19 protein-coding genes are annotated in these 22,940 nt (G+C 67.1%); 7 read left to right on the top strand and 12 right to left on the bottom strand.

Annotated features, from left to right (window positions below; translation table 11 throughout):
- Window positions 1–12 precede the first annotated feature (12 nt).
- Window positions 13–1,437 (bottom strand): type I glutamate--ammonia ligase, encoded by a 1,425-nt coding sequence (gene glnA / locus NIBR502770_RS05345; protein WP_141160827.1) that lies wholly within the window; start codon window positions 1,435–1,437, stop codon window positions 13–15.
- A 283-nt stretch (window positions 1,438–1,720) separates the two neighbouring features.
- Here glnA and NIBR502770_RS05350 point away from each other — a divergent pair, with 283 nt between their 5' ends.
- Window positions 1,721–2,158, top strand: coding sequence for an RDD family protein (locus NIBR502770_RS05350; RefSeq protein ID WP_141181253.1), 438 nt, complete (start codon window positions 1,721–1,723; stop codon window positions 2,156–2,158).
- A gap of 28 nt (window positions 2,159–2,186) precedes the next feature.
- Here NIBR502770_RS05350 and NIBR502770_RS05355 read toward each other — a convergent pair whose 3' ends face one another.
- The 5 genes from NIBR502770_RS05355 to lipB all read right to left on the bottom strand — a co-directional run bounded on the left by NIBR502770_RS05355 (window position 2,187) and on the right by lipB (window position 6,197).
- Window positions 2,187–3,170: a DMT family transporter gene (locus NIBR502770_RS05355; RefSeq protein ID WP_371416489.1), complete on the bottom strand. Its 984-nt coding sequence runs from the start codon at window positions 3,168–3,170 to the stop codon at window positions 2,187–2,189.
- 16 nt (window positions 3,171–3,186) lie between these two features.
- The gene (locus tag NIBR502770_RS05360; RefSeq protein ID WP_141160825.1) at window positions 3,187–3,540 is read right to left on the bottom strand and encodes a DUF3817 domain-containing protein; all 354 of its coding nucleotides are present in this window, start codon (window positions 3,538–3,540) and stop codon (window positions 3,187–3,189) included.
- A gap of 122 nt (window positions 3,541–3,662) precedes the next feature.
- Window positions 3,663–4,415: a DUF4191 domain-containing protein gene (locus NIBR502770_RS05365; RefSeq protein WP_141181254.1), complete on the bottom strand. Its 753-nt coding sequence runs from the start codon at window positions 4,413–4,415 to the stop codon at window positions 3,663–3,665.
- An 88-nt stretch (window positions 4,416–4,503) separates the two neighbouring features.
- A complete protein-coding gene (lipA, locus tag NIBR502770_RS05370) occupies window positions 4,504–5,523 on the bottom strand; it encodes a lipoyl synthase (protein ID WP_141181255.1) in 1,020 nt (339 codons plus the stop codon).
- The gene (gene lipB / locus NIBR502770_RS05375; protein ID WP_256371929.1) at window positions 5,520–6,197 is read right to left on the bottom strand and encodes a lipoyl(octanoyl) transferase LipB; all 678 of its coding nucleotides are present in this window, start codon (window positions 6,195–6,197) and stop codon (window positions 5,520–5,522) included. Before lipB ends, lipA begins: the two co-directional genes overlap by 4 nt.
- A gap of 128 nt (window positions 6,198–6,325) precedes the next feature.
- Between lipB and NIBR502770_RS05380 the strand changes: the two genes are divergently transcribed.
- The gene (locus NIBR502770_RS05380; RefSeq protein WP_141181257.1) at window positions 6,326–7,936 is read left to right on the top strand and encodes a serine/threonine-protein kinase; all 1,611 of its coding nucleotides are present in this window, start codon (window positions 6,326–6,328) and stop codon (window positions 7,934–7,936) included.
- A gap of 61 nt (window positions 7,937–7,997) precedes the next feature.
- Here NIBR502770_RS05380 and NIBR502770_RS05385 read toward each other — a convergent pair whose 3' ends face one another.
- The gene (locus NIBR502770_RS05385; RefSeq protein WP_141181258.1) at window positions 7,998–8,909 is read right to left on the bottom strand and encodes a TIGR01777 family oxidoreductase; all 912 of its coding nucleotides are present in this window, start codon (window positions 8,907–8,909) and stop codon (window positions 7,998–8,000) included.
- A gap of 73 nt (window positions 8,910–8,982) precedes the next feature.
- Between NIBR502770_RS05385 and NIBR502770_RS21635 the strand changes: the two genes are divergently transcribed.
- On the top strand, window positions 8,983–12,063 hold the full coding sequence (locus NIBR502770_RS21635; protein ID WP_371416490.1) for a PDZ domain-containing protein: 3,081 nt from the start codon (window positions 8,983–8,985) through the stop codon (window positions 12,061–12,063).
- Window positions 12,006–12,467, top strand: coding sequence for a S41 family peptidase (locus tag NIBR502770_RS21780; protein ID WP_371416491.1), 462 nt, complete (start codon window positions 12,006–12,008; stop codon window positions 12,465–12,467). The genes NIBR502770_RS21635 and NIBR502770_RS21780 overlap by 58 nt, the downstream gene beginning before the upstream one ends.
- 80 nt (window positions 12,468–12,547) lie before the next feature.
- Here NIBR502770_RS21780 and NIBR502770_RS05395 read toward each other — a convergent pair whose 3' ends face one another.
- The 5 genes from NIBR502770_RS05395 to NIBR502770_RS05415 all read right to left on the bottom strand — a co-directional run bounded on the left by NIBR502770_RS05395 (window position 12,548) and on the right by NIBR502770_RS05415 (window position 18,620).
- Window positions 12,548–12,976 (bottom strand): OsmC family protein, encoded by a 429-nt coding sequence (locus NIBR502770_RS05395; protein WP_141181259.1) that lies wholly within the window; start codon window positions 12,974–12,976, stop codon window positions 12,548–12,550.
- 134 nt (window positions 12,977–13,110) lie between these two features.
- Window positions 13,111–13,464, bottom strand: a complete 354-nt coding sequence (locus NIBR502770_RS05400; protein ID WP_141160817.1) for a hypothetical protein — start codon at window positions 13,462–13,464, stop codon at window positions 13,111–13,113.
- A gap of 149 nt (window positions 13,465–13,613) precedes the next feature.
- Window positions 13,614–15,347: a 2-oxoglutarate dehydrogenase, E2 component, dihydrolipoamide succinyltransferase gene (gene sucB / locus NIBR502770_RS05405; protein ID WP_141181260.1), complete on the bottom strand. Its 1,734-nt coding sequence runs from the start codon at window positions 15,345–15,347 to the stop codon at window positions 13,614–13,616.
- Between the two features lie 113 nt (window positions 15,348–15,460).
- A complete protein-coding gene (gene lpdA / locus NIBR502770_RS05410) occupies window positions 15,461–16,843 on the bottom strand; it encodes a dihydrolipoyl dehydrogenase (RefSeq protein WP_141181261.1) in 1,383 nt (460 codons plus the stop codon).
- 253 nt (window positions 16,844–17,096) lie between these two features.
- A complete protein-coding gene (locus tag NIBR502770_RS05415) occupies window positions 17,097–18,620 on the bottom strand; it encodes a leucyl aminopeptidase (protein WP_141181262.1) in 1,524 nt (507 codons plus the stop codon).
- A gap of 256 nt (window positions 18,621–18,876) precedes the next feature.
- On the opposite strand from NIBR502770_RS05415, the gene NIBR502770_RS05420 reads away from it, so the two are divergent.
- From NIBR502770_RS05420 to NIBR502770_RS05430, 3 genes are all read left to right on the top strand, one after another.
- Complete coding sequence (locus NIBR502770_RS05420; protein WP_141181263.1) at window positions 18,877–19,815, top strand: proteasome assembly chaperone family protein; 939 nt, start codon at window positions 18,877–18,879, stop codon at window positions 19,813–19,815.
- Window positions 19,816–19,867: 52 nt separating this feature from the next.
- Window positions 19,868–21,214, top strand: coding sequence for a nitrate/nitrite transporter (locus NIBR502770_RS05425; RefSeq protein ID WP_141160812.1), 1,347 nt, complete (start codon window positions 19,868–19,870; stop codon window positions 21,212–21,214).
- A gap of 123 nt (window positions 21,215–21,337) precedes the next feature.
- Window positions 21,338–22,651 (top strand): DUF4192 family protein, encoded by a 1,314-nt coding sequence (locus NIBR502770_RS05430; RefSeq protein WP_141181264.1) that lies wholly within the window; start codon window positions 21,338–21,340, stop codon window positions 22,649–22,651.
- The last annotated feature ends 289 nt before the right edge of the window (window positions 22,652–22,940 follow it).

Here is a 22,940-nt window from a genome sequence, read left to right on the forward strand (position 1 = left end):
GCAGGCCGCAGACTAGACGCCGTAGTAGAGCTCGAACTCGTAGGGGTTCGGGCGCAGGGACAGCGGGCGGATCTCGTTCTCGTACTTGTACTCGATCCAGGTGTCGATCAGGTCCTGGGTGAAGACGCCGCCGGCCTGCAGGAACTCGTTGTCCTCGCGGAGGGCCTCCAGGGCTTCCTCGAGGGTGCCCGGAGCCTTGGGGATGTCCTTGGCTTCCTCGGCGGGGAGCTCGTAGAGGTCCTTGTCGATGGGAGCCGGGGGCTCGATGCGGTTGCGGATGCCGTCAATGCCGGCCATCAGCTGGGCAGCGAAGGCCAGGTACGGGTTGGAGGAGGGGTCCGGTGCGCGGAATTCGATGCGCTTGGCCTTGGGGTTTGAACCCGTGATGGGGATACGGATACCGGCGGAGCGGTTGCCCTGCGAGTAGACCATGTTGACCGGGGCCTCGAAGCCCTTGACCAGGCGGCGGTAGGAGTTCACCGTCGGGTTGGTAAAGGCCAGGACGGCGGAGGAGTGCTTGAGCAGGCCGCCGATGTACCAGCGCGCGGTGTCGGACAGGCCGGCGTAGCCCTTCTCGTCGTAGAACAGCGGCTCGCCACCGTTCCACAGTGACTGGTGGCAGTGCATGCCGGAGCCGTTGTCACCGAAGACCGGCTTCGGCATGAAGGTCACGGACTTGCCCCAGGCGTCAGCGGTGTTCTTGATGACGTACTTGAACTTCTGCAGGTCATCGGCAGCGTGGGTCAGCGTGGTGAACTTGTAGTTGATCTCGGCCTGGCCGGCGGATCCAACTTCGTGGTGGCTGCGCTCGACCTCGAGGCCGGCTTCGTCCAGGGCAACGCACATGGCGTCGCGCAGGTCAGCCTGCTTGTCGGTGGGGGAGACCGGGAAGTAGCCGCCCTTGACCGGGGTCTTGTAGCCCAGGTTGCCGCCCTCTTCCTCGCGGCCGGTGTTCCAGTGGGCTTCTTCGGAGTCGATCTTGTAGAAGCTGCCCTCGGGGGAGGACTGGTACTGGACGTTGTCGAACACGAAGAATTCGGCTTCAGGAGCGAAGAACGCGGTGTCGGCGATGCCGGTGGAGGCCAGGTAGGCCTCGGCCTTTTCGGCTACGCCGCGGGGGTCGCGGTGGTACGGGTCGCCGGTGCGCGGGTTGACGATCGAGAAGTTCAGCGCGAGGGTCTTCTCCATGCGGAAGGTGTCCAGGAACGCGGTGGTGACGTCCGGGATCAGCTGCATGTCAGATTCGGCGATGCCCTGGAATCCGCGGATGGAGGAACCGTCGAAGAGCTGTCCGTTGACGAAAAAATCAGCGTCGACACTCTTCGCCGGGACGTTGAAGTGCTGCTGGACACCCGGAAGGTCGGTGAAGCGGATATCGACGAACTTTACATCTTCGTCCTTGATGAACTTGAGGACTTCGTCCGCAGTCTTGAACATCTATGCTCCTAACGCATATGTAAATATGGCATGCACGCCACGTGATCCAGCGCAATCCAAAATCAGGGAGAACGCCTGTTGTCCCTGTCGCGTGTACCTGCCGGGGGGATTGCTTGAAACTTCTAACAGACTATGGATCCGGGATTTCCCGTCCGTGTCCGCATTGTTTCGGGCAGGTTACAGAATGCCCTGCTATGACCACGGTATCGTCCGTCCACACTGTGGTCGAGCCCTATCCACAGTGTGGGCGCGCCGCCGGCGCGCGGATCGGTAAACTTGGACGGTGGTTGATCGCAAAGACATAGGCTCCTGGCTCACCGGACCGGACACTTCCGGCATCTCCAAATATCCGGGGGAGCGCCTGGGTCTGCCGGAGTCAGGTCCCGGGTCCATTGCCCGGGCAGGGCGGAGGATCGCTGCGATCATGATCGACTGGGGTATCGCCCTGCTCATCAGCAACTTTGCCTTTGGTGGCGATTCCTGGGCCACCCTGGCCGTCTTCGCCATCGAACAGACCCTGCTGGTGGGAACCCTCGGATACAGCATCGGCCACCGCATCATGGGCATAGCCGTGATCAAGCCGGGCGGCGGCACTCCCGGGCCGTTGGCCGGCCTGGTGAGGGCAGTGCTCCTCTGCCTGGTCATCCCCGCCGTCATTTTCGACCCGGACCAGCGCGGCCTGCACGACAAGGCCTTGAATACGCTTCTCATCCGGCGCTGATCCCCACCCGCCGGCAGGTATCGGCGTTCTAGCGGCGGGGCAGTTGCCTCCCGCGTTGCTGCCGCCGGAATGCCGGCGCGTTCGTGAGGACCACACCGCCAACCACAATGGCGCCACCCACAAACTGCGCGGCCGTATGCACGGAGCCGGCGAGCATGGTCAGGACGGCGGTGAAGACGGTGATCAGGTTGAGGAACACCCCTGCTCCTCCCGCCGGCAGGACCGTCAGTGCGCGGTTCCACAGCACGTAGGACAGTACCGACGGAAAGAACGCGATGAAGAGCAAGGACGCCCATCCACTGTCTGTGGCGGGGAGGGCCAGGCCGCCCCTGGCGAGGTGGACGGGCGCCAGCAGGGCCACGGCCACGGCTGCCTGGACGGCCGTGGCCGTAATCGGCGGGACCTTCGGTGCCAGGCGGCCGACGACCGTGTAGGCCGTCCACACCACCACTGCACCCACCATCAAGACTTCCCCGGTGCCAAAACCGGCAGTGGCCAGCCGGCCCACGTCCCCTCCGCTGATGACGATGAGGACGCCCGCCAGCGCCGTCACGACGCCGGCCACAGCCAGGGGAGTTAGCCGTTCGCGCAGGAACACCGCCGCCGCCAGCGTGATCAGTGCCGGGTTGAAGGCGTTGATCAGTGAGGCGTTGAACGCATCGGTATGTTCCAGGGCGAAGTACAGGAGGAGGTTGTAGCCGAGCAGCCCGCACACGCTGAGCGCCAGCAGCCATGGCCACGCAGCCAGAACCGCCCGCCACGACGGCCGCTCCACCAGCTGGGCGATCAGCAGCAGCGGCACCAGCGCAATGGCCCACCGCAGGAAGACCAGGCTGAGGGGGTCGATGCTGTGGACGGCGTCCGCACCCACCACATAATTGCCGGCCCAGAACAGCGTTGCTCCCAGCAGGGAGAGAACGGCCACCGTACGCTTGCGCCGCGGGTGACCGGCGGCCCGCACCTCCGCCGCGTCGGACGGCTGTGCCGTCAGTCCCTGCTCAACGGATTCCACAGCGGTGTCCCATTCGTTAGGCGCGGCTTGATTCGAGGGCCGTGGCGGCGTCCGCTGCTTCGACTGCGGTGAGGTACCTGCGGCGCCCGGCCCAGCGTTCGAACAACAGGGTAGCGAACGGAAAAATTGCCGAGAACCCGGCCAGCGCTGCCACCCGGAACGGCCAGCGCTGCACGCGCCACAGCATGAGCGCGGCAACCCCGTAGCCGATGAAGAGGGCGCCGTGGATGGGGCCCGCCACCTGGACGCCGAGTTCCGTGGTGCCGGCAATCCATTTGAAGTACATGCCGGCAAGGAGTGCTGCCCAGCTGCAGGCCTCGGCCACGGCGAGGATGCGGAAGGCGCGGATCATCGTTGTCCTGAGGGGCATGGTCATGTCCTGTCGTGGTGTGATCAGCGGAGGCGCAGAAAGCGGAAGCCCTGCGTGCGGCGGGGAGGGCGCAAAAAAACGCCCCGGCCACCGGCAGGGCCGGTACCGGGGCGTTCTACCAGCTAGCGTCCGCGGTTGGGACGGGCTTTGTACGGGTCAATGCCTTTGGGAATGGGAAGCCTGGTACCCATGGACGCGATGCGCTTGGAGACCGTGCTCACTTCGAGCTTGGTCAGTTCGTTCTTCATCTTGCCCATCTGCTTGGCCACCTGGCTCAGCGGTACCTGGCCTTCGCCGCGGCCGGTCTGGATGGTGTGGACCGGAACGTTGGGGAGGATGCGGGCAAGGCGCTTGCGCTCGGCATCGAGCAGGGGCTTCACCCGGTGGGTGGGGCCTTCGCTGACAAGGACGACGCCGGGACGGCCTACGGCGCGGAACACGGCATCCTGCGTGCGCGGGTTAACGGCAACGGGCTGGTCTTCGGTGATCCAGCCGCGGCGCAGCGTCCCCAGGGCAGCGCCCGAAGCGCCGGGCTGGTTTTCGATCTGCGCGAACGCAGCACGCTCGGCCCGGCGGGACAGGATGAACGTAGCGGCCAGCAGGCCGAGCGGGATCCCGATGATCAAGCCCGTGATCCAGTTGTCCAGCCAGAAACCCACCAGGAAGCTCACGGCCACGACGCCGAGGAACACCAAAAGCATCAGCCACGGAACCATGGGATCGTGGCGGCGGGTCATGGTGAAGACCTCGCCGATCTGCTTGAGCCTGCTGGGCTTCTTGGCCTTCGCTTCCTTGGGCTTGCGCGTGAACAGGCCGCGCTTCACCGCGCTGGAGCCCGCCGGGGTGGAGTTGCTGGAGTCAGGGGATTTCGCCATAGTGCCTCAATTCTACGTGACTTAAACCAAAGGGCCGGACGCTGGATTCTTCCAGAGCCCGGCCCTATGCCACTTCATAAAGGAGAGGTCACGAGTGTGCGGCGAGGAGGGTGGCGGCTTCCTGGCGGGTGGTGCCGGAGTCCTGGATGCCTTCTGCGATGTGGGCGAGTTCGGCGGGGATGTCGCGGCCTTTTTTGCGCATGGCGGTGGCCCAGAGGCGGCCGGCGCGGTAGGAGGAGCGGACCAGGGGTCCGGACATGACGCCGAGGAAGCCGATTTCTTCGGCTTCGTGCTGGAGGTCCACGAATTCCTGGGGTTTGACCCAGCGGTCCACGGGCAGGTGCCGTTCGGAGGGGCGGAGGTACTGGGTGATGGTGATCAGGTCGCAGCCGGCCTGGTGGAGGTCGCGGAGGGCTTCGCTGATTTCTTCGCGGGTTTCGCCCATGCCCAGGATGAGGTTGGATTTGGTGACCATGCCCAGGTTCCGGCCCTGGGTGATGACGTCCAGGGAGCGTTCGTAGCGGAACGCGGGGCGGATCCGTTTGAAGATCCGGGGGACGGTTTCGACGTTGTGGGCGAAGACTTCGGGGGCGGAGTCGCAGATCGCCTTGATGTGGTCGGGGTTGCCGGAGAAGTCGGGGATGAGCAGTTCGACGCCGGTGCCGGGGTTCAGTTCGTGGATCTTGCGGACGGTTTCGGCGTAGAGCCAGACGCCTTCGTCTTCGAGGTCGTCGCGGGCCACGCCGGTGACGGTGGCGTAGCGCAGCTGCATGGAGTGGACGGAGCGGGCCACCTTGGTGGGTTCGAACATGTCCACGGGGGAGGGTTTGCCGGTGTCGATCTGGCAGAAGTCGCAGCGGCGGGTGCATTCGGAGCCGCCGATGAGGAAGGTCGCTTCCTTGTCTTCCCAGCATTCGAAGATGTTGGGGCAGCCGGCTTCTTCGCAGACGGTGTGCAGGCCTTCTTTTTTGACGAGGTTCTTCAGCCCGACGAACTCGGGGCCCATCTGGACCTTGGCCTTGATCCACTCCGGCTTGCGTTCCACCGGGACCGCAGCGTTGCGCTGCTCGATCCGCAGCATCTTCCGGCCTTCAGGTGCCAATGTCACAGTAGAGCTCCTTCAGGGCTCGAAACCAATACTTCTTCATGCTTGCGGAATTCCTCCACGAACCGCTCCGCGATGTCCGCGGGGTGGATTTCCCTGCCCGTTTCAAGGGACATGGTGGTCACTCCGGCGTCGGTGATGCCGCAGGCTATGATCTGGCCGTAGGGCGCAAGGTCGTTGCTGCAGTTAATGGCGACGCCGTGCATGGTCACGCCGTTCAGGACACGGATGCCGATCGCAGCGATCTTGCGGTCGGGGCCTTTTGAATCGGCCTTGATCCATACGCCCGCGCGGCCTTTGATGCGTTCTGCGTTGATGCCGTAGTCCGCCATGACGGCGATCATGATCGCTTCAAGGCGCTCCACGTAGTCCCTGATTCCGGAGCGGTTCTTGAGCTTCAGGATGGGGTAGGCAACCAGTTGGCCCGGGCCGTGCCACGTAAGTTTGCCGCCGCGGTCCACCGCGACGACCGGCGTACCGTCAAAGGGCCGCTCGTGGTCCTCGGTAAGCTTGCCGGCCGTATAGACAGCGGCGTGCTCCAACAGAAGGACTGTGCTGGGCGCACTTCCCGCGACAACTTTGTCATGGAGTTCGCGCTGGGCATCCCAGCCTTCCATGTAGTCAACGAAGTCGGGGGCAAGACCCAGCTGTGAAAACTCAAGAGTCATGGCATCCAGCTTAGACCCCGCAGCCGCACCGGCCCGGTTTAGTGTCCAAGCTCACCGGCGGGACTCAATGTGACCACGGCCGCCGGAGGCTGTGGATAACTTCTGCGGCGCGGCCGGAAGTCGGCTAGACATGGACCATGGACGATGCACAGGCACCCGAAGTACCGGGGTACGACGTCGGCAGGCTGCTGGGGCGGGGCGGCAGCGCGGATGTGTGGCTGGTACGGGAGCGCCGGACCGGACAGGAATACGCATTGAAGTGCTTCCGCGCCGGCGGCAGCGGCGCGGGCAGCAGTCCGGGAATCACCCAGGAGGAAGTGCGGCGGGAGATCCGCATCCTGTCAGTCCTGGACCACCAGCACCTGGTCAAGGCCCACGGGGCGGTGCAGGGCACCGAACCCGGCAGCGGTGCGGCCCTGACCATGGACTATGCTGCCGGCGGTTCGCTGGCCCAGCTGGTCGCTTCCCGGGGCAGGATCAGCGTGGGGGAAACGGTCACGGTGCTCACGCCTATAGCCCAGGCCCTGGCCTACCTGCATGCCAAGGGCTTCACGCACTCGGATGTGTCCCCGGGAAATGTCCTGTTCACCGGGCAGGGAAAACCGGTGCTGTCGGACCTCGGAATTGCCCGGATGCTGGGCGATCCCGGCCGTGCGGGGGCCTCCGGAACCGGAGGATTCGTGGATCCGTCCCCGGTGGACGCCGTCCGCGCCGGCCTGCAGCCGGAACGCGACGTGTACTCGGTGGCCGCCCTGGGCTGGTATTGCCTGACGGGTGATCCGCCGGGACGGACCGCCGACCGGCCTCCGCTGTCCCTGCTGGTTCCCGGCGTTCCCAAAGACTTGGCAGCCGCCCTGGAAGCAGGACTGAACGATGAGCGGAGGCTGCGACCTGACGCGCTGGCGCTGGCCACTGCCGTGTACCGCAGTGCTGAACCACAACCCGTGGACCTCTCCGGCGCCGTTCACCCCAGCGTCCTGCCGGAGCTGCTGACCCGCCGCCACGTTCCCCCTGTGTCGCGGGGCAGCGGACTCCGGGAGAAAATCCAGGGGCTCCGCCGCCGGGCGGAGGCCTCCCGGTGGTCCGCGTGGCCGGGCGCGGCAACAACTACAACCCCGCCGGCCAGGGGAAAGCACGCGGTGGGCCCCGCCGGTGGCCAGGTGCTGCGGCTTCTACGCCGTTCCGTGCTGCCGCTCGTTGCCGCGGCTGCCGCAGTGCTGTGGTGGCTGTCAGCGTCTGCCGGGCACGGCATGTGGCCCGGTAATTCTGCGCACGGTCCGGTCCCACCAGGTGCGTCCCCGGCCGCAACAGGTGGCGGTGGCCGGGAGGCCGTGCCCCTGGACGTGGCGCGGGAGCAGGCAGGGGCAGCTGATCCCGTAACAGCCGCGCAGGGGCTGGCGGCGGTTCGCGACTACGCCTTCAGCAGCGGTGGAATGGAACTTCTGGCGGACGTGAACGCCCCCGGGTCGGCCGCGGCTGCGGCTGACCAGAGGATCTCCAGCCAGGTCGCCGCGGGCCGGCGGCTCGCCGGATTCAGCACCACGCTCTCGGGGTTGACTGTCGAGGACGGGGCCACCGGCGTCCACGCGGTGGTGCGGGCCGTCTCCACTTCGTCCGGGTACCAGGTGTTGGACCCGGATGACACCGTGCTGGCCACGGGGCCCGCGAGCCGGCCGCAGCCGCTGCGGCTGGTCCTGGTGTCCGTCGATGGCCGGTGGCGGGTCAGCGACATCCTGCCCGGCCAGTGAACAGCCTTAGTGAACAGCCCGGGGAACCCTGGCATCCAGCATTGCCGGGTCGCCCCACTGCCTAGCCCCGCTGGACCGCGCCGGCCTTTCCCGCCACCCATTGGGCTGCATCTGCCAGGTGCCCGTGCTGCCACTGGAACCCGGCAGCTGCCAGGACGGCCGGCTCCATCCGCTGGCTGTACAGCAGGAGCTCCTCACCCAGGCCGGGCATCACGGTGCGCAGCACGGGGGCGGGGACCCGCAGCAACGCCGGCCGGTGCAGGGCCCTGGCCAGGGCCGCCACGATGTTGTTCACATCCGCCTGTTCAGGGGCGGCCACATTGACCGGCCCGGAGACCGGGGAGGCCAACAGGAACAGGAATGCGGCCGAAACGTCGGGAAGCGTTACCCAAGGCCAGAATTGCCTGCCGTTGCCAAACGGGCCGCCCACCCCCAGGCGCAGCAGCGGGAGCAGCTTGCCCAACGCCCCGCCGGACTGGCTGAACACCACTCCGGTCCGCGGCGTCACCACCCGCACGCCCGCCGGCGCCATCAGCGCGGCCTGCTCCCACTCAATGCAGATTTGCGCGAGTGTCCCCTCGCCTGCCGCTGCATCTTCCCGGAGGACGGTGTTGCCCGCGTCACCGTAGTAGCCCGAACCGGACTGGCTGATGAAGGCTGCGGGTGGAGCGTCGGACCGTGCCATAGCCTGCACCAGGGTCCTGGTGGGTCCCAGCCGGGAACTGAACAGTTCCTCCACGCGGTGCCGGGTCCACGGCCGGTCGCCGATGCCGGCGCCGGAAAGGTTGACCACTGCGTCCGCGCCGGACAACACCGCGGGATCCAGGACCCCGGCCGCCGGATCCCAGCGAACTTCGCCGGCATTGGCCGGGGGCCTGCGGACCAGTGTCACCACAGAGTGGCCGGCACGGCGGAAGGCTGCGGACATGGAGGTGCCGATGAGCCCGGAGGCGCCGGCCATGACGATATGCATGGTCCATCTCACCACGGCAGCACGGGTTGTGTATCTCCCGCGGGGCAGGGGAGGGGATGGCTATGATCGAACGATGACCTCTTCCAGCTACTTCCGTTTCCCGCATCTGCACGGTGATCTGGTCACTTTCGTGGCCGAGGACGACGTGTGGATCGCGCCCCTGGACGGCGGCCGCGCTTGGCGTGTCTCCTCCCTCCAGCTCCCTGCCCGCAACCCGCGTTTTACCCCTGACGGCAAGCGCCTGGTGTGGACCGTAGTCCAGGGAACGGCGCCGGAGGTAGTTTCTGCACAGGTGGACGGCGGCGGGTACCGGCAGCTCACGTATTTCGGCCACAGCACCACCAAGGTCAAGGGATTCACCACGGGCGGTTCCGTGGTGGTCACCAGCGCGTTCCGCCAGGCCGAAAGCCGGCATACCCACGCCTACAGCGTCCCGCTCGACGGCGGCTGGGCCCAGGAGCTGCCCTATGGCCCTGTCGAGTCCGTTGCCTTCGGCCCCGAAGTCGGCGATGAACGCCCCGTGGTCCTGGCCAGTGTTCTCTCCCGCGAACCTGCATGGTGGAAGCGGTACCGGGGTGGAACTGCTGGGAAGCTGTGGATCGACCGCGACGGCAACGGCGAATTCGAACGCCTCCTCCCGGACCTTGACGGCAACCTCGCCGACCCCCTCTGGGTGGACGGCCGGATCGCCTTCCTGTCCGACCATGAGGGCTACGGCAACCTGTACTCGGTCCTGCCCAGCGGTAAGGACCTGCGCAGGCACACCGACCATCAGGACTTCTATGTCCGGCACGCGGCCACCGACGGCAAACGGGTCATCTTTGAATCGGCCGGCGAACTTTGGGTCCTCCACGACCTTGGCTCGGACGCAGTGAAACTGGACATTAGCCTCGGATCCGCCAGCCAGACGAGGCGCCCCGCACTGCTCGACGCCGTCAAGCACCTCGGTGCGGTGGCACCGGATGTGGCGGGCGCCGCCAGCGCCGTCGAATCCCACGGCACCATCCACTGGCTGCGGCACAAGGACGGCCCGTCACGCATCATCGAGGCCACCCCGGGTGTCCGCGGCCGGCTGCCGCGGCCGCTGGGAGACGGACGCATTGCCTACATCGCCGACCGTGGCGGCGTCGAAGCACTGCATATCAAGGACATCGCCGCACCTGTTCCGCACACCGCTGGAAATCCGGGCACCCAGGCCCAGGATGCCCGCGCCGGGGCAGCAGCACCCGTTGAGGATGAAGCGGAGGCGGTCAGCCTGCCCCAGCCTGTCCCGGCGTCCGGCGCCAAAGTGCCGGCGGCAACAACGGCCCACGCGTCCACCGATGACGAGCAGCAGGCGGATGTGGCGCCCCAGGCCGATGCCCCCGGCACCGAAGCCCAGGCTCCGGCGGCGGACGCCGGTGTCACCGTGCCGACGCCGTCCCGGGCCAGTTCCCTGGAGCCGAGCCCCGACGGCCGGTGGGTTGCCCTTGGAACCTCCTTTGGTGATGTCTTCGTGGTGGACACCCGCACCGGAGACCTCACACCGGTAGCCAGCATCGGGGAGGGCAGCATCTCCGAACTGGGGTGGTCGGCGGATTCGCGCTGGCTGGTCTGGTCCGAGCCCGTCACCTCCTTCGGTTCGCGCAGCCGGCTGCGCCTGGCCACCGTGGACCGGCTCGACGCGGAACCCGTGGAGGTTACCGACGGCCGCTTCCGCGACGCTTCCCCGGCCTTCACCCCGGACGGGAAATTCCTTGCGTTCCTGTCCAACCGCAGCTTCGACCCCGTGTACGACGGGCACTCGTTCGACCTCTCCTTCCCCAGCCCCATCAAGCCGTACCTGGTGGCGCTTGCTGCCGGGACGCCGTCGCCCTTTGGCCCTTCGGTTGATCCCGCGGGCCGGGAGCCGGACGCAGAAGCCGCGGACGGTGCCGCGGACGGTGCGGTGCCCGCCGTCACTGTCGATCCGGAGGGCCTTGCCCACCGCGTGATCGGCGTTCCCGTGCCGCAGGGCAACTACAGCTCATTGAAGGCCGTTGACGGCGCGCTCCTCTGGCTCGACTCCGTCCTGGCGGGCGTGACCGGCGACGGGAAAGCCAGCCAGGAGGACAAGGACGCCCGTCCCAGCCTGGTCCGGTATGACATCGCCCGGCGCAAGCAGACCACCCTGGTGGATGCCGTGGACAGCTACCGGCTCTCGGGTGACCGCAGCAAAGTGGTGGCGGTCGCCGATAAGCAGGTGACTGTTGTTCCGTCGGACGCCAAGACGGACGAGGAATCCGGAAAGCTGGTCAAGGTGGACCTGGGCAGGATCCGCGTCCTGATGGACCCGCTCAGCGTTTGGGGACAGGCATTTGACGAGGCCTGGCGCCTGCAGCGCGACTTCTTCTGGGCCGAGGACATGGCCGGCCAGGACTGGGAATCCATCCACGCCCGGTACCGGCCGCTGGTGGAACGGCTCGGCTCGCATGACGACCTCGTGGACCTCCTGTGGGAACTGCACGGCGAACTGGGAACTTCCCACGCCTACGTGCGCCCTGCAGCCGTCACCGAACGCGGCAGCCGTGGACAAGGCCGGCTCGGCGCCGACCTCGTACACACCGCCCGCGGCTGGGAGATCACCCGCATCCTGGCGGGCGAGTCCTCTGACCCGCTGGCGACGTCGCCGCTGACCAGGCCCGGCGTCGGCGCGAGGGCAGGGGACGTCCTCCTGGCCGTCGACGGCGTCCCGCTGTCCGAAGGCACCACCCCTGCCATGCAGCTGGTGGGGGCCGCCGGCCGCGCCGTGGAGCTCACCCTCCTCAACGGCCCCGGACACGGCGGCGCTGAGGGCACCCAGCGGAGGGTCGCCGTCGTGCCTGTCAAGGATGAGGAACGCCTGCGGTACCAGGAATGGGTTGCGGGCAACCGGCGGACGGTCCGCGAGGCTTCCAACGGAACCTTCGGCTACCTGCACATCCCTGACATGATGGCCAACGGCTGGGCCCAGCTCCACCGGGACCTGGATACCGAAACGGCATTCGATGGCCTGATCGTCGATGTCCGCCGCAACCGCGGGGGCACACCTCCCAGCTTGTTGCCGAGCTCATTGGCCGCAAGGTCACAGGATGGAGCATGCCGCGCGGCGAGAAGCCGCGCACCTACCCCCACCATGCGCCGCGGGGGCCCGTGATCATCCTCGCGGACGAGTTCGCCGGGTCCGATGGCGACATCATCACCCAGGTGTCAAAGCTCCGCGGCATCGGCCCGGTGATCGGAACGCGCACCTGGGGCGGTGTGGTCGGCATCGACAACCGGTTCACGCTGGCGGACGGCACCGGCGTCACCCAGCCCCGCTATGCCAACTGGTTCGGCGGCGGCGTGGGCTGGAGCGTGGAGAACTACGGCGTAGACCCGGACATCGAGGTCACCTACCCGCCGCACGCCTACGCCGCCGGGCGGGACCCCCAGCTGGAGTACGGCATCGGGGCGCTGAAGGAAATGATCCAGGAACTGCCCACCGACCGGCCGCCGGCGCGCTCCGGCTACCGGAAGCTGAAGCCTGCCCCGCTTCCCGCGCGCCGGCACGACGGCTAACCCGGGCCGGCAACGGCAAAGGCCCTGCCCTTCCGGATTTCCGGAAGGGCAGGGCCTTTGCGTTGTGCGTTGTGCGGAACCTAGGACTGCAGCGTGGCGTCGAGGGTGATCTCGATGCCGGCCAGGGCCTGGGACACCGGGCAACCCTTCTTGGCGGCCTCGGCAATGCGCTGGAAGTCTTCTTCCGAGATGCCGGGGATGCGGGCGCTGAGGGTCAGGTGGCTGCCGGTGATACCGGTTCCGGGCTGGAAGCCGACCTCCGATTTGGTGTTGACCTCTTCCGGAGTGAAGCCCGCCTGGCTGAGTTCGTGGCTGAAGGCCATGGAGAAACAGGCCGAGTGGGCCGCTGCGATCAGCTCTTCCGGGCTGGTCTTTCCGCCGGCAGCCTCCGTGCGCGCCTTCCAGGTGACATCGAAGGTGCCCAGGCCCGAGCTGTCCAGGGTGGTGTTGCCCGAGCCTTCGGTCAGGCTTCCGGTCCATACGGTGTGGGCATTGCGTGTTGTAGCCATGTCTCTCCTCAACGTCGATTCGGTCCGGGTCCGGCAGCACGGCCGGGCCCACCGTTTCCCATCCTAGGGATCCGGCCCCTGCGGTGCACGGATTGTCCGCTCTCAGAGGATTATGACCGGTCCCCGGACGGGCTTTACTGCCAGATGGTGGCGATGGCGATGTTGACCAGGGCCAGGCCGCCTACGCCGTGGGCGAGGCCGGTGGACACAGGCTCACCCTTCTTGACCTTGCGGGTGCCGATGATGGCGAGGACTGCAACGACGATGGCAATGACGAACTTGATGCCCAGCTTGGCGTAGTTCGGGTCCTTGTCCGGCAGGAACGGAAGGATGCCCATCATGGCGATGCCGGTAAGAAGCTGAAGGAAGGCGCCGTCACGCTGGCGCGGGTGCACGGTAGGGGTCCGCATCGTGGCGATCCAGTAGCCCACGATCATGGCCGCGCCCACGACGTGCAGGAAAACCAGGATGTTAAAGAGGATAGTCATGGCTCCAGCTTAGCCAGTCAGTTCTACCGCCTGTAGCAAAGCCACGCTGGCCACCCACGCCTGGGTGCCCATTAAACAACGACGGCGGCGGGTGCCTCCGGTGGATATCCCACCGTTTGGCACCCGCCGCCGCTGCTCGTGGCTGGCTGTTACAGCCCCAGGTCCGCTTCGAAGGCGCCTTCTTCGAGGCGTGCCTTCAGCGTCTGGAGGAACCGGCCCGCGTCCGCGCCGTCCACCAGGCGGTGGTCGTACGTCAGGGACAGGTACATCATGGAGCGGATGGCGATCGAGTCGTCACCGTTTTCGTCGGCAACCACAACGGCACGCTTGACGATCGCGCCGGTACCCAGGATCCCTACCTGCGGCTGGTTGATGATCGGGGTGTCGAACAGTGCGCCAACCGAACCGATGTTGGTGATGCTGAACGTGCCACCGGACAGTTCATCCGGACCGATCTTTCCGTCGCGGGTTCGCGAGGCAACGTCCGCAATTTTGCCTGCCAGTCCGGCGAGGTTCAGGTTGCCGGCGTCGGCGATGACCGGAACCAGCAGGCCCTTGTCGGTGTCGACGGCGATGGCCAGGTGCTCGGCGTTGTGGTAGGTGATTTCCTGCTTGTCCTCGTCGTACGCAGCGTTGAGCTTGGGGTGCTGCTTGAGGGCCTCGGCCACTGCCTTGGCGATGAAGGGGAGGAAGGTCAGCTTGACGCCGTTCTGGGCCTGGAACGAGTTCTTGGCGCGGGCGCGCAGCTTGGCCACCTTGGTCATGTCCACTTCGTGCACCTGGGTGAGCTGGGTGGAGACCTCGAGGGATTCGCGCATGCGGCGGGCGATGACCTGGCGGATGCGGGGAGCCTTCTGGGTGGTTCCGCGCAGCGACGAGGCAGCTGCAGCCGACGCGGCCGGGGCGGAAGCGGCAGGGGCGGCTGCCGGAGCCGCGGCCGGGGCAGCCTTGGCTTCAGCGGCGGCCATGACATCCTGCTTGCGGATACGGCCGCCAACACCGGTGCCGGACAGTGAAGCGATGTCCACGCCGTGCTGGTTGGCCAGCTTGCGGACCAGGGGAGTGACGTAGCCGGATTCCGAGCCTGCGGCCGGGGCGGCTTCCTGGGCTGCGGGTGCAGCCTGCGGGGCGGGAGCGGGAGCTGCGGCGGGGGCCGGTGCTGCGGCCGGAGCGGGAGCTTCCTGCTTGGGGGCTTCCTGCTTGGGGGCTTCCTGCTGGGGAGCCGCGGGTGCAGCCTGCGGGGCGGCGGCAGCGGGGGCACCCGAGCCGATGACGGCCAGCACGGAACCAACCTCGGCGGTCTCGTCCTCGTTGACCCGGATTTCCTGCAGCGTGCCGGCAACCGGCGAGGGGATCTCGGTGTCTACCTTGTCGGTGGAGACCTCGAGCAGGGGCTCGTCGACCTCGACGGAGTCGCCCACGGCCTTGAGCCAGCGGGTGACGGTGCCCTCGGTGACGCTCTCGCCGAGGGCGGGGAGCGTCACTTCATGGCTTTCGCCGCCGGCAGCCGGAGCGTCCTGGGCGGGCGCTTCCTGGGCAGGTGCTGCTTCAGCGGGTGCTTCCTGGGCCGGAGCCTCCTGTGCCGGAGCCTCCTGTGCCGGAGCGGCAGCGGGAGCTTCTTCGGCCGGGGCGGAACCGCCGCCAGAGCCGTCGCCGATGCGCACCAGCGGTGCGCCGACCTCGGCGGTCTCGTCTTCAGCGACCAGGATTTCTTCAATCACGCCAGCTACCGGAGAGGGGATTTCAGTGTCTACTTTGTCGGTGGAGACTTCGAGCAGCGGCTCGTCCACCTCTACCCGGTCACCTACCTGCTTGAGCCAGCGGGTGACGGTTCCTTCGGTGACACTCTCACCGAGGGCGGGCAAGTTAACGGATTCAGACATGTCGTCCCCGTTCTCCTTATTGATCTTTAGTGCGAATGATTGCTGCCTTGTTGGAAGCCTAGTGCACCCGGCCTGCGCGGCCGGGTGCACCGGGCCTGGTAATGCTGGGGGAACTAGCCGTGCAGCGGCTTGCCGGCCAGCGCCAGGTGGGCTTCGCCAAGGGCTTCGTTCTGGGTGGGGTGGGCGTGCAGCAGCTGCGCCACGTCCTCAGGGTAGGCTTCCCAGTTCACGATCAGCTGGGCTTCGCCCACCTGCTCGCCCATGCGGGCACCGATCATGTGGACGCCGACGACGGGGCCGTCCTTCTGGCGGACCAGCTTGACCAGGCCGGAGGTGCCCAGGATGGAGCTCTTGCCGTTGCCGGCCAGGTTGTATTCCTGGGTCTGGACCTGGTCTTCGCCGAACTTCTCCTTGGCAGCCTTCTCGGTGTAGCCAACGGTGGCGATCTCGGGCTCGGAGTAGGTGACCTTGGGGATGTTGATGTCCTCGACGACCACCGGCTTCAGGCCGGCGATTTCCTCGGCCACGAAGATGCCCTGCTGGTAGCCGCGGTGTGCCAGCTGAACGCCGGGGACGATGTCGCCGACGGCGTAGACGTTGCCGACGCCGGTGTGGAGGCGCTCGTTGGTGATGACGAAGCCGCGGTCGATGGTGATGCCCGCTTCCTCATAGCCGAGGTTCGCGGTGACGGGGCCCCGGCCGACGGCGACCAGCAGCAGGTCGGCTTCGAACGTCTTGCCGTCCACCAGGGTGACCTTGACGCCGTCGTCGTTCTGCTCGACGCCCTGGAAGAACACGCCGGTGGAGAACTTGATGCCGCGCTTCTTGAAGGCACGCTCGAAGTTCTTCACGATCGTGGCGTCCTCATTGGGAACGAGGGAGGGGAGGCCTTCGACGATGGTGACGTCCACGCCGAACGACTTCCAGACCGAGGCGAACTCGACGCCGATGACGCCGCCGCCCAGGATGATGGCGCTCTTGGGGATGTAATCCATGGTGAGGGCCTGGTCCGACGTGATGACCTTGCCGCCGATTTCCAGGCCGGGCAGGGTGCGGGAGTAGGAGCCGGTTGCCAGGACGATGTTCTTGCCCTTGTAGGCGGTGCCGTTCACGACGACGGTGTCGGTGCCCTGCAGCTTGCCTTCACCCTCGATGACGGTGATGCCCTTGGACTTGATGAGTCCCTGCAGGCCCTTGTACTTGCCGGCGATGATGCCGTCCTTGTACGCGTTGACAGCGTTGATGTCGATGCTGTCCAAGGTGACGTTCACGCCGTACTTGGCGGAGTCACGGGCGTGGTCGGCGAGCTCTGCAGAGTGCAGCAGGGCCTTGGTGGGGATGCAGCCGTTGTGGAGGCAGGTGCCGCCCAGCTTGCCCTTCTCCACGAGGCCGACGGTGAGGCCGAGCTGTACCGCACGCAGGGCCGCAGCGTATCCGCCGCTGCCGCCACCGAGTACCAGGATGTCGAATTCTTGCGCAGTTGCCTGATCGGCCACTAAAACGCTCCCTCGCGTGAACGATGACGCGTTCAGCGCGCATCATCTGGTCTTGGAACTTGCACTGCCGTGATTATGTCAGCAGGGCAACTCTCTTGCATTTGTGACTACCGTGGTTCACCTTAGCGAACCACCTATCCATGCTCCACCTTGGCACTGCGTTTGTGGAGCGCTTGTGTCCAGTGTCACGCGGCTCTGTGGCACAGGAATCACCTGGCCGCAGGGCCGCGTGGCACGGGGGCTGCAGCCGTTCTCAGGCGGCGGCCAGGATGTCCTCCACGTAGGCCACCAGGGTCCGGACAGTGCATCCGGTGCCCTGCTTGTGCGTGTAGCCGTACGGGCTCCCGTTATTAAAGGACGGTCCCGCGATGTCGATGTGCGCCCAGGGGATCTGTTCGCCTGCCTTGTCCTTACCCACGAACTCACGCAGGAACACGGCTGCGGTCATCATCCCGCCGTGCCGTTCGCCGATATTGGCCAGGTCCGCCACCTGGGAGTCCAGCGTGGGGCGCAGTTCCTCCGGCAGGGGCATGGGCCACACCAGCTCGCCCGCACGGTCCGCCGCCTCCTTGAGCGCACCGGTGACGCTGTCCGAACCCATGACGCCGGCGGTGCGGTTGCCCAGTGCGATCAGCTGCGCGCCGGTCAGGGTGGCCACGTCGATGATGGCGTCGGGGAGTTCGCGGCTGGCAGCGACGATGCCGTCGGCCATGACCAGACGGCCTTCGGCGTCGGTGTTGAGGACTTCCACGGTCTTGCCGCCGTACATGGTCAGGACGTCGGCGGGGCGTGAGGCGCCGCCGCCGGGCATGTTCTCGGCAATGCAGAGCCAGGCGGTGGCCTTAACCGGCAGGCCCAGTCCGGCGAGGGCCAGGACGGTGTTGAGGACGACGGCGGCGCCTGCCATGTCGCTCTTCATGTCACCCATGTTCAGGGCCGGCTTGAGCGAGATCCCGCCGGTGTCGAACGTGATGCCCTTGCCAACGAGCGCGATCTTTGCGGTTGCCTTGGCGGGGGCGTACTCGACCTTGACCAGGCGGGGCTGGCGCGTGGAGCCCTTGCCCACGCCCATGATGCCGCCGAAGCCTTCCTTTTCCAGGCGCTTCTCATCCCACACGGTGACCTTCACGGGCAGGCCCTTGGCCAGGTCCTTGGTTGCCTCTGCGAAGGATTCCGGGTACAGATGGCTGGGCGGCGTGTTGACCAGGGAGCGGGTCTGGTTCACGGCCCTGGCAACCAGTCCGGCACGCTTGAGGGCGGCTTCGAGCTCTGCGCTGCCAGCGAGTTCGGTGAAGATCATCGCGTTGCGGACCGGATCCTTGAGCCCGTCCGTTGAGGACCGGAACTCGGTGAAGGAGTAGGCGCCCAGCGCGGCACCCTCGGCGACCGCCGCCACGTCCTGGACGCCCGCCGTCGGGAATGCCAGGGTGACCGTGGCCAAACCGGCCAGCTGCCGCACGGCCGACCCCGCTGCCCTCCGAAGTGCCTCACCTGTGAGCGCCCCCGCAGCGGGGACCTTTCCGACGCCGGCCAGGACCAGGATGCCGGCACCGGTCTCGGGCAGGCCCGGCAGGCGGACCAGCTGGTCTGCAGCGCCGGTCACTCCGAGTGCCTTAAGTGAGTCTGCGAGTGCCTCTGCGGACTTTGCCGTCAGCGGGTTCTCCAGCAGGACGGGGCCGTCAGTTCCCTGCCCCACCCCGATGACCACTGCGTCGCTGGGGCTCTTCTTCAGGTCCCGCGAGACGGTACTAAGGTTGACTTCAGTATTCTTGACCACAGGGATGAGTCCTCAATTCTCGAAACGTTCGGGCAGGGATGCATGTTGGGCGCGCTGCCATAATGGCCCGGATCCGGCCGTTCCGGACGGTCACGGGGTGGGTTCAGGCCCGGCTGGCAGGCCAGTTCCGATCGTAGCCCTTCCCCGGCGCAGCATGGGAATTTCCTGAGAGGTGCGCCACACCGGCCCGAGGAATGCCGGGTGCCCGTGCAGCGTTATGAATGATGTCCACCCGCACCCCTGAAAGGAACATGCCGTGCTTGAACGGATTTCCGGCTCCCTGCTGGACCCCGACGCGCTCTATGCCAGCAACATCGAGCTGTTCCACAGCCCCGACCTGCAGGGGTTGAACCTGGTCATGGGTTTCACCGGGTTTGCCGACGCCGGCCACGTGGTGAAGCAGATCAATGCGGAACTGCTGGATTCCCTTGATGCCCAGCCGGTCGCGGTCTTCGACGCGGACCAGTTGATTGACTACCGGTCCCGGCGGCCGCACCTGAGTTTCGTTGAGGACCACATCGAGGACTACCAGGAGCCCCGGCTGGCCCTCTACCGCCTGGTGGACGGGCTGGGGAAGCCGTTCCTCCTCCTGGCCGGCTTCGAACCGGACCTGCAGTGGGAACGTTTTGCCCGTGCCGTGGTGAACATCGTGGAGAAGCTGGACGTCAACCTGGTCACCTGGATCCACTCCATTCCGATGCCCGTGCCGCACACCCGGCCCGTGGGCGTGACGGTTCACGGAAACCGGCCTGAGCTGATCGAGGGCATTTCGGTATGGAAGCCCACCGTCGAAGTTCCTGCCGCCGTCGGCCATATCCTGGAGCTGCGCCTCGTGGAGGCCGGACGCAACGTCGCCGGGTACGTCATCCACGTCCCGCACTACCTGGCTGAAGCTGAATACCCCACCGCCGCCGTCGCCGGCCTGGAATACCTGGGCGCTGCGGCGTCCCTCATGCTGCCTACCGACCGGCTCCGCGAATCGGGCCGCGAGGTCAGCCGCCAAATCGCCGAGCAGATCGAGGCCTCCGAGGAGGTCCAGCAGGTGGTGTCCCGCCTCGAAATCCGCTATGACGAGAAGGCAGACGGCATGGTGCGGCGCTCGCTCCTGGCCAACGAAAACGACGAGCTTCCCGACGCCGACGACCTCGGTGCCGCCGTGGAGGCTTACCTGGCCAGGGAGAACCCCGGGCAGTAGCGCGGCGTCACAGCATCCGCGGGGGCGCCCGCGGGCCGGGCATAATGAAGGAGTGACTGCACCCCGCGCCTGGCTTATCTGGACCATTGGAATTTTCGGGTACCTGGTGGCCGTGGCGCAGCGGACATCGTTTGGTGTGGTGGGCCTGGAGGCGACCGAGCGGTTCCACGCCACCGCCTCTGCCATCTCCTTCTTTACCGTCCTGCAGCTGCTGGTCTACGCGGGTCTCCAAATCCCCGTGGGACTGCTGGTGGACAGGTTTGGATCGCGGGCCATGATCGCCGGCGGTGCGGTCCTGATGGGACTCGGACAGCTGCAGCTCGCCTTTGCCGAAAGTATCCCCGGCGGAGTCCTGGGCCGCGTGCTCGTGGGCGCCGGCGACGCCATGACCTTTATCTCCGTGATCCGGCTCATTCCGCTGTGGTTCGCCCCCGCCCGCGTGCCCTTGGTCACCCAGCTGACAGGGATGTCCGGGCAGCTGGGGCAGCTGTTCAGTGTCCTGCCTTTCGCGCTGGTGCTGCACCTGTCCGGATGGACCCCGGCCTTCCTGATGCTGGCAGGAATGTCCGCTCTCGCCGTCGTACTTGTCGTCCTGATGCTGCAGGACGCGCCGCCGGGCAGCGAACGGCCGCACGCCCGGCAGGGGCTCAGGGCCACCGGGGCATCACTTGCCCGTGCCTGGCGCCAGCCCGGCACCCGGCTGGGCATGTGGAGCCATTTCACCATCCAGTTTTCGGGCACAGTCTTTGCCATGACCTGGGGCTATCCGTTCCTGATCTCCGGGCAGGGCCTGGATGCCGGAACCGTTGCCGCCCTGATGGCGCTCTACGTTGCGGCCGCCATGGCCGTGGGCCCCTTCATTGGACGTTTCGTTTCGCGGCACCCGCTGCGCCGTTCCACCATGGTGCTGCTGATAGCCGGGGGAACCGCCGCTGCGTGGGCCGCCGTGCTGCTGCTGCCGGGCCGTGCCCCGCTGTGGCTGCTGGCCGGCCTGGTGGTGGTGCTCGCGATTGGCGGCCCGGGGTCCATGATCGGCTTCGACTTCGCCCGGACCTTCAACCCCGCGCACCGGATCGGCACCGCCACCGGGATCGTCAACGTTGGCGGCTTCATCGCGGCCCTGGTGTCGATCTTCCTGATCGGCCTGGTGCTCGACGTCCTCTACGCTTCCGGGTTCTCCCAGGGGGTGCTGTACGGCCTGGACCCCTTCCGGCTGGCACTGAGCGTCCAGTTCCTGGTCCTTGCTTTCGGCGCCGCCGCCATCCTCGCCTCACGGCGGAAGGTGCGCCGCCAGATGGCGGCACAGGGGATCGTGGTGCCGCCGCTGCGCAGCGCGCTGGCCCGCCAGCGCCGCGAAATCCTGGCGCGCCGCCGCCAGACAACGCCCAGCGACGACTGACTGCTCCTGCACAGGCCGCGTTTGATGCGGGCTGGACCAGCATGGGTCCATGGGCGGCCGGACTTGTCCACATACGGCCGGGACTCCCTTACGCTGTGCCGCGTCCGGACAAAGGCTGGAGCCATGACAGCTTCAGAACGATTAACAGTCCGCGGACCGGAAGATATTCTCAGTTTCATTCCACATTCCCTGGGGTACTGGCCTGCCTCCAGCCTGGTGGCCATCACCCTCCACGGCACCAGACTCGGCGCCACCCTGCGGCTCGACCTCCCGGGGCCGGGTATCCAAGCAGACCCCGCCGGTTTTGCCGGCGCCGTCCGGAGTTACCTGGAGTCCGACCAGGAAGCTGACGGCTCGTTGCTGGCCATCTTCACCAGCGACGCGATGATGGCTCCGCCATCGGCGTACCACCGCCTGGTCCTGGTGGTGCAGTCAGTCCTGGGGCGGGCCGGGATGCCCGTCCGGGACGCCTGGTTCGTGGGGGAGAAGTACTGGCGTGACGCACTGTGCGCCGATCCTTCATGCTGCCCGCTTCCGGGGCGCCCGGTGCAGCAGATCCGGGACAGCACGCTGTACACCGAAATGGTGTACAGGGGCAGCAGCGTCGGCCCGGCTCCGGCAGCAGGCGGCGGGCCGGCAGCGGCCGTCCCCGCCATCCACCTTGCAGCTGTCCTTGAGGCGCAGGCCGGCTGGGAGGAAGCGCTTGGCAGGCGCTCCGGGAGCAGGCAGCAGTTCAATGCCGTGCTCGACTTCTGGGAGATGCTGCTGGAGCGGAACGGGTCCGGGCCGTGGATCCCGGACGTTGAGCGGGACGCCTTCCTCAGGGCCACCCTGCTCTGCCACACCTGGCGTGATGCCGTGCTGGTGATGGCAGCCGCCGGCAGGACCGCCGCGGCGGCCGGGGCCGTCCACTTTGGTGTCTTCGAGGACCCGGCCGGCGACGGCATTGACGCCTCCGTGGTGCCGTTGCCGCTGTTGCCGCCGGCAGCAGGTGCGCGCCGGAAGCCGAGGGGAGGCCGGGCAGGGGCCGCTGCGGCAGGGCCCGCGGCGCTCCGTCCACGGGTGCCGCTTCCCGCGCGGGGAACAGGGGTACGCGCCGAATCCGTTCCCGCAGGCTACGGAGAGGTCCTCATGGGCATGGCACCCGAGGTTCCCGATTGGGAGGCCCTGGAAGCATTGGACCGGGTCCTTGGGCAGTTGGCTGCCTTGGGCGGGCCTGCGGCCGCGGCAGCCCTGACGCTTCGGGGCTGGGTCTCGTGGTGCCGGGGCCGCGGCTCGTACTCGGCTGCCTACCTGGGGCAGGCCCTTGAGCTTGAGCCGGGCTACCGGCTGGCGGAACTTCTGCAGGACCTCGTGGGCAGGGGAACCCTTTGCGGCTGGGCTGCGCGGAAAGACGCGGCCTGGCAGAAGTTCCGGGAGGTCCCGGCCGGGGAGTGAGCGGAGCCGGGATCCTGCCGGCACGGAGATGTCCACCCATGGAAGGGGCGCGGCCGCCCGGCGCGGCGGCACTGTCAGCGGCACCATGCGGGGGCAGCAGTAACGGATGGCGGCAGGAGAGGCCGGATCCGGGCAAATCATGAGACAATGGATGCCGAGACCCGGTTGGGTCCGTGTACCGAGTGCTTGTAAGCGTCCCCGCAAGGGAACATTACAGCCGCTCCGGGAGTTGTCTTAAGTGACTCTGCCGGCCGTGGTGGCGCTTGGTTTTCATCACGGACTTGACAGG

Origin of the sequence: Pseudarthrobacter sp. NIBRBAC000502770 (genome assembly GCF_006517815.1) — a bacterium.
In the GTDB taxonomy this organism is placed as follows: Bacteria; Actinomycetota; Actinomycetes; order Actinomycetales; family Micrococcaceae; genus Arthrobacter; species Arthrobacter niigatensis.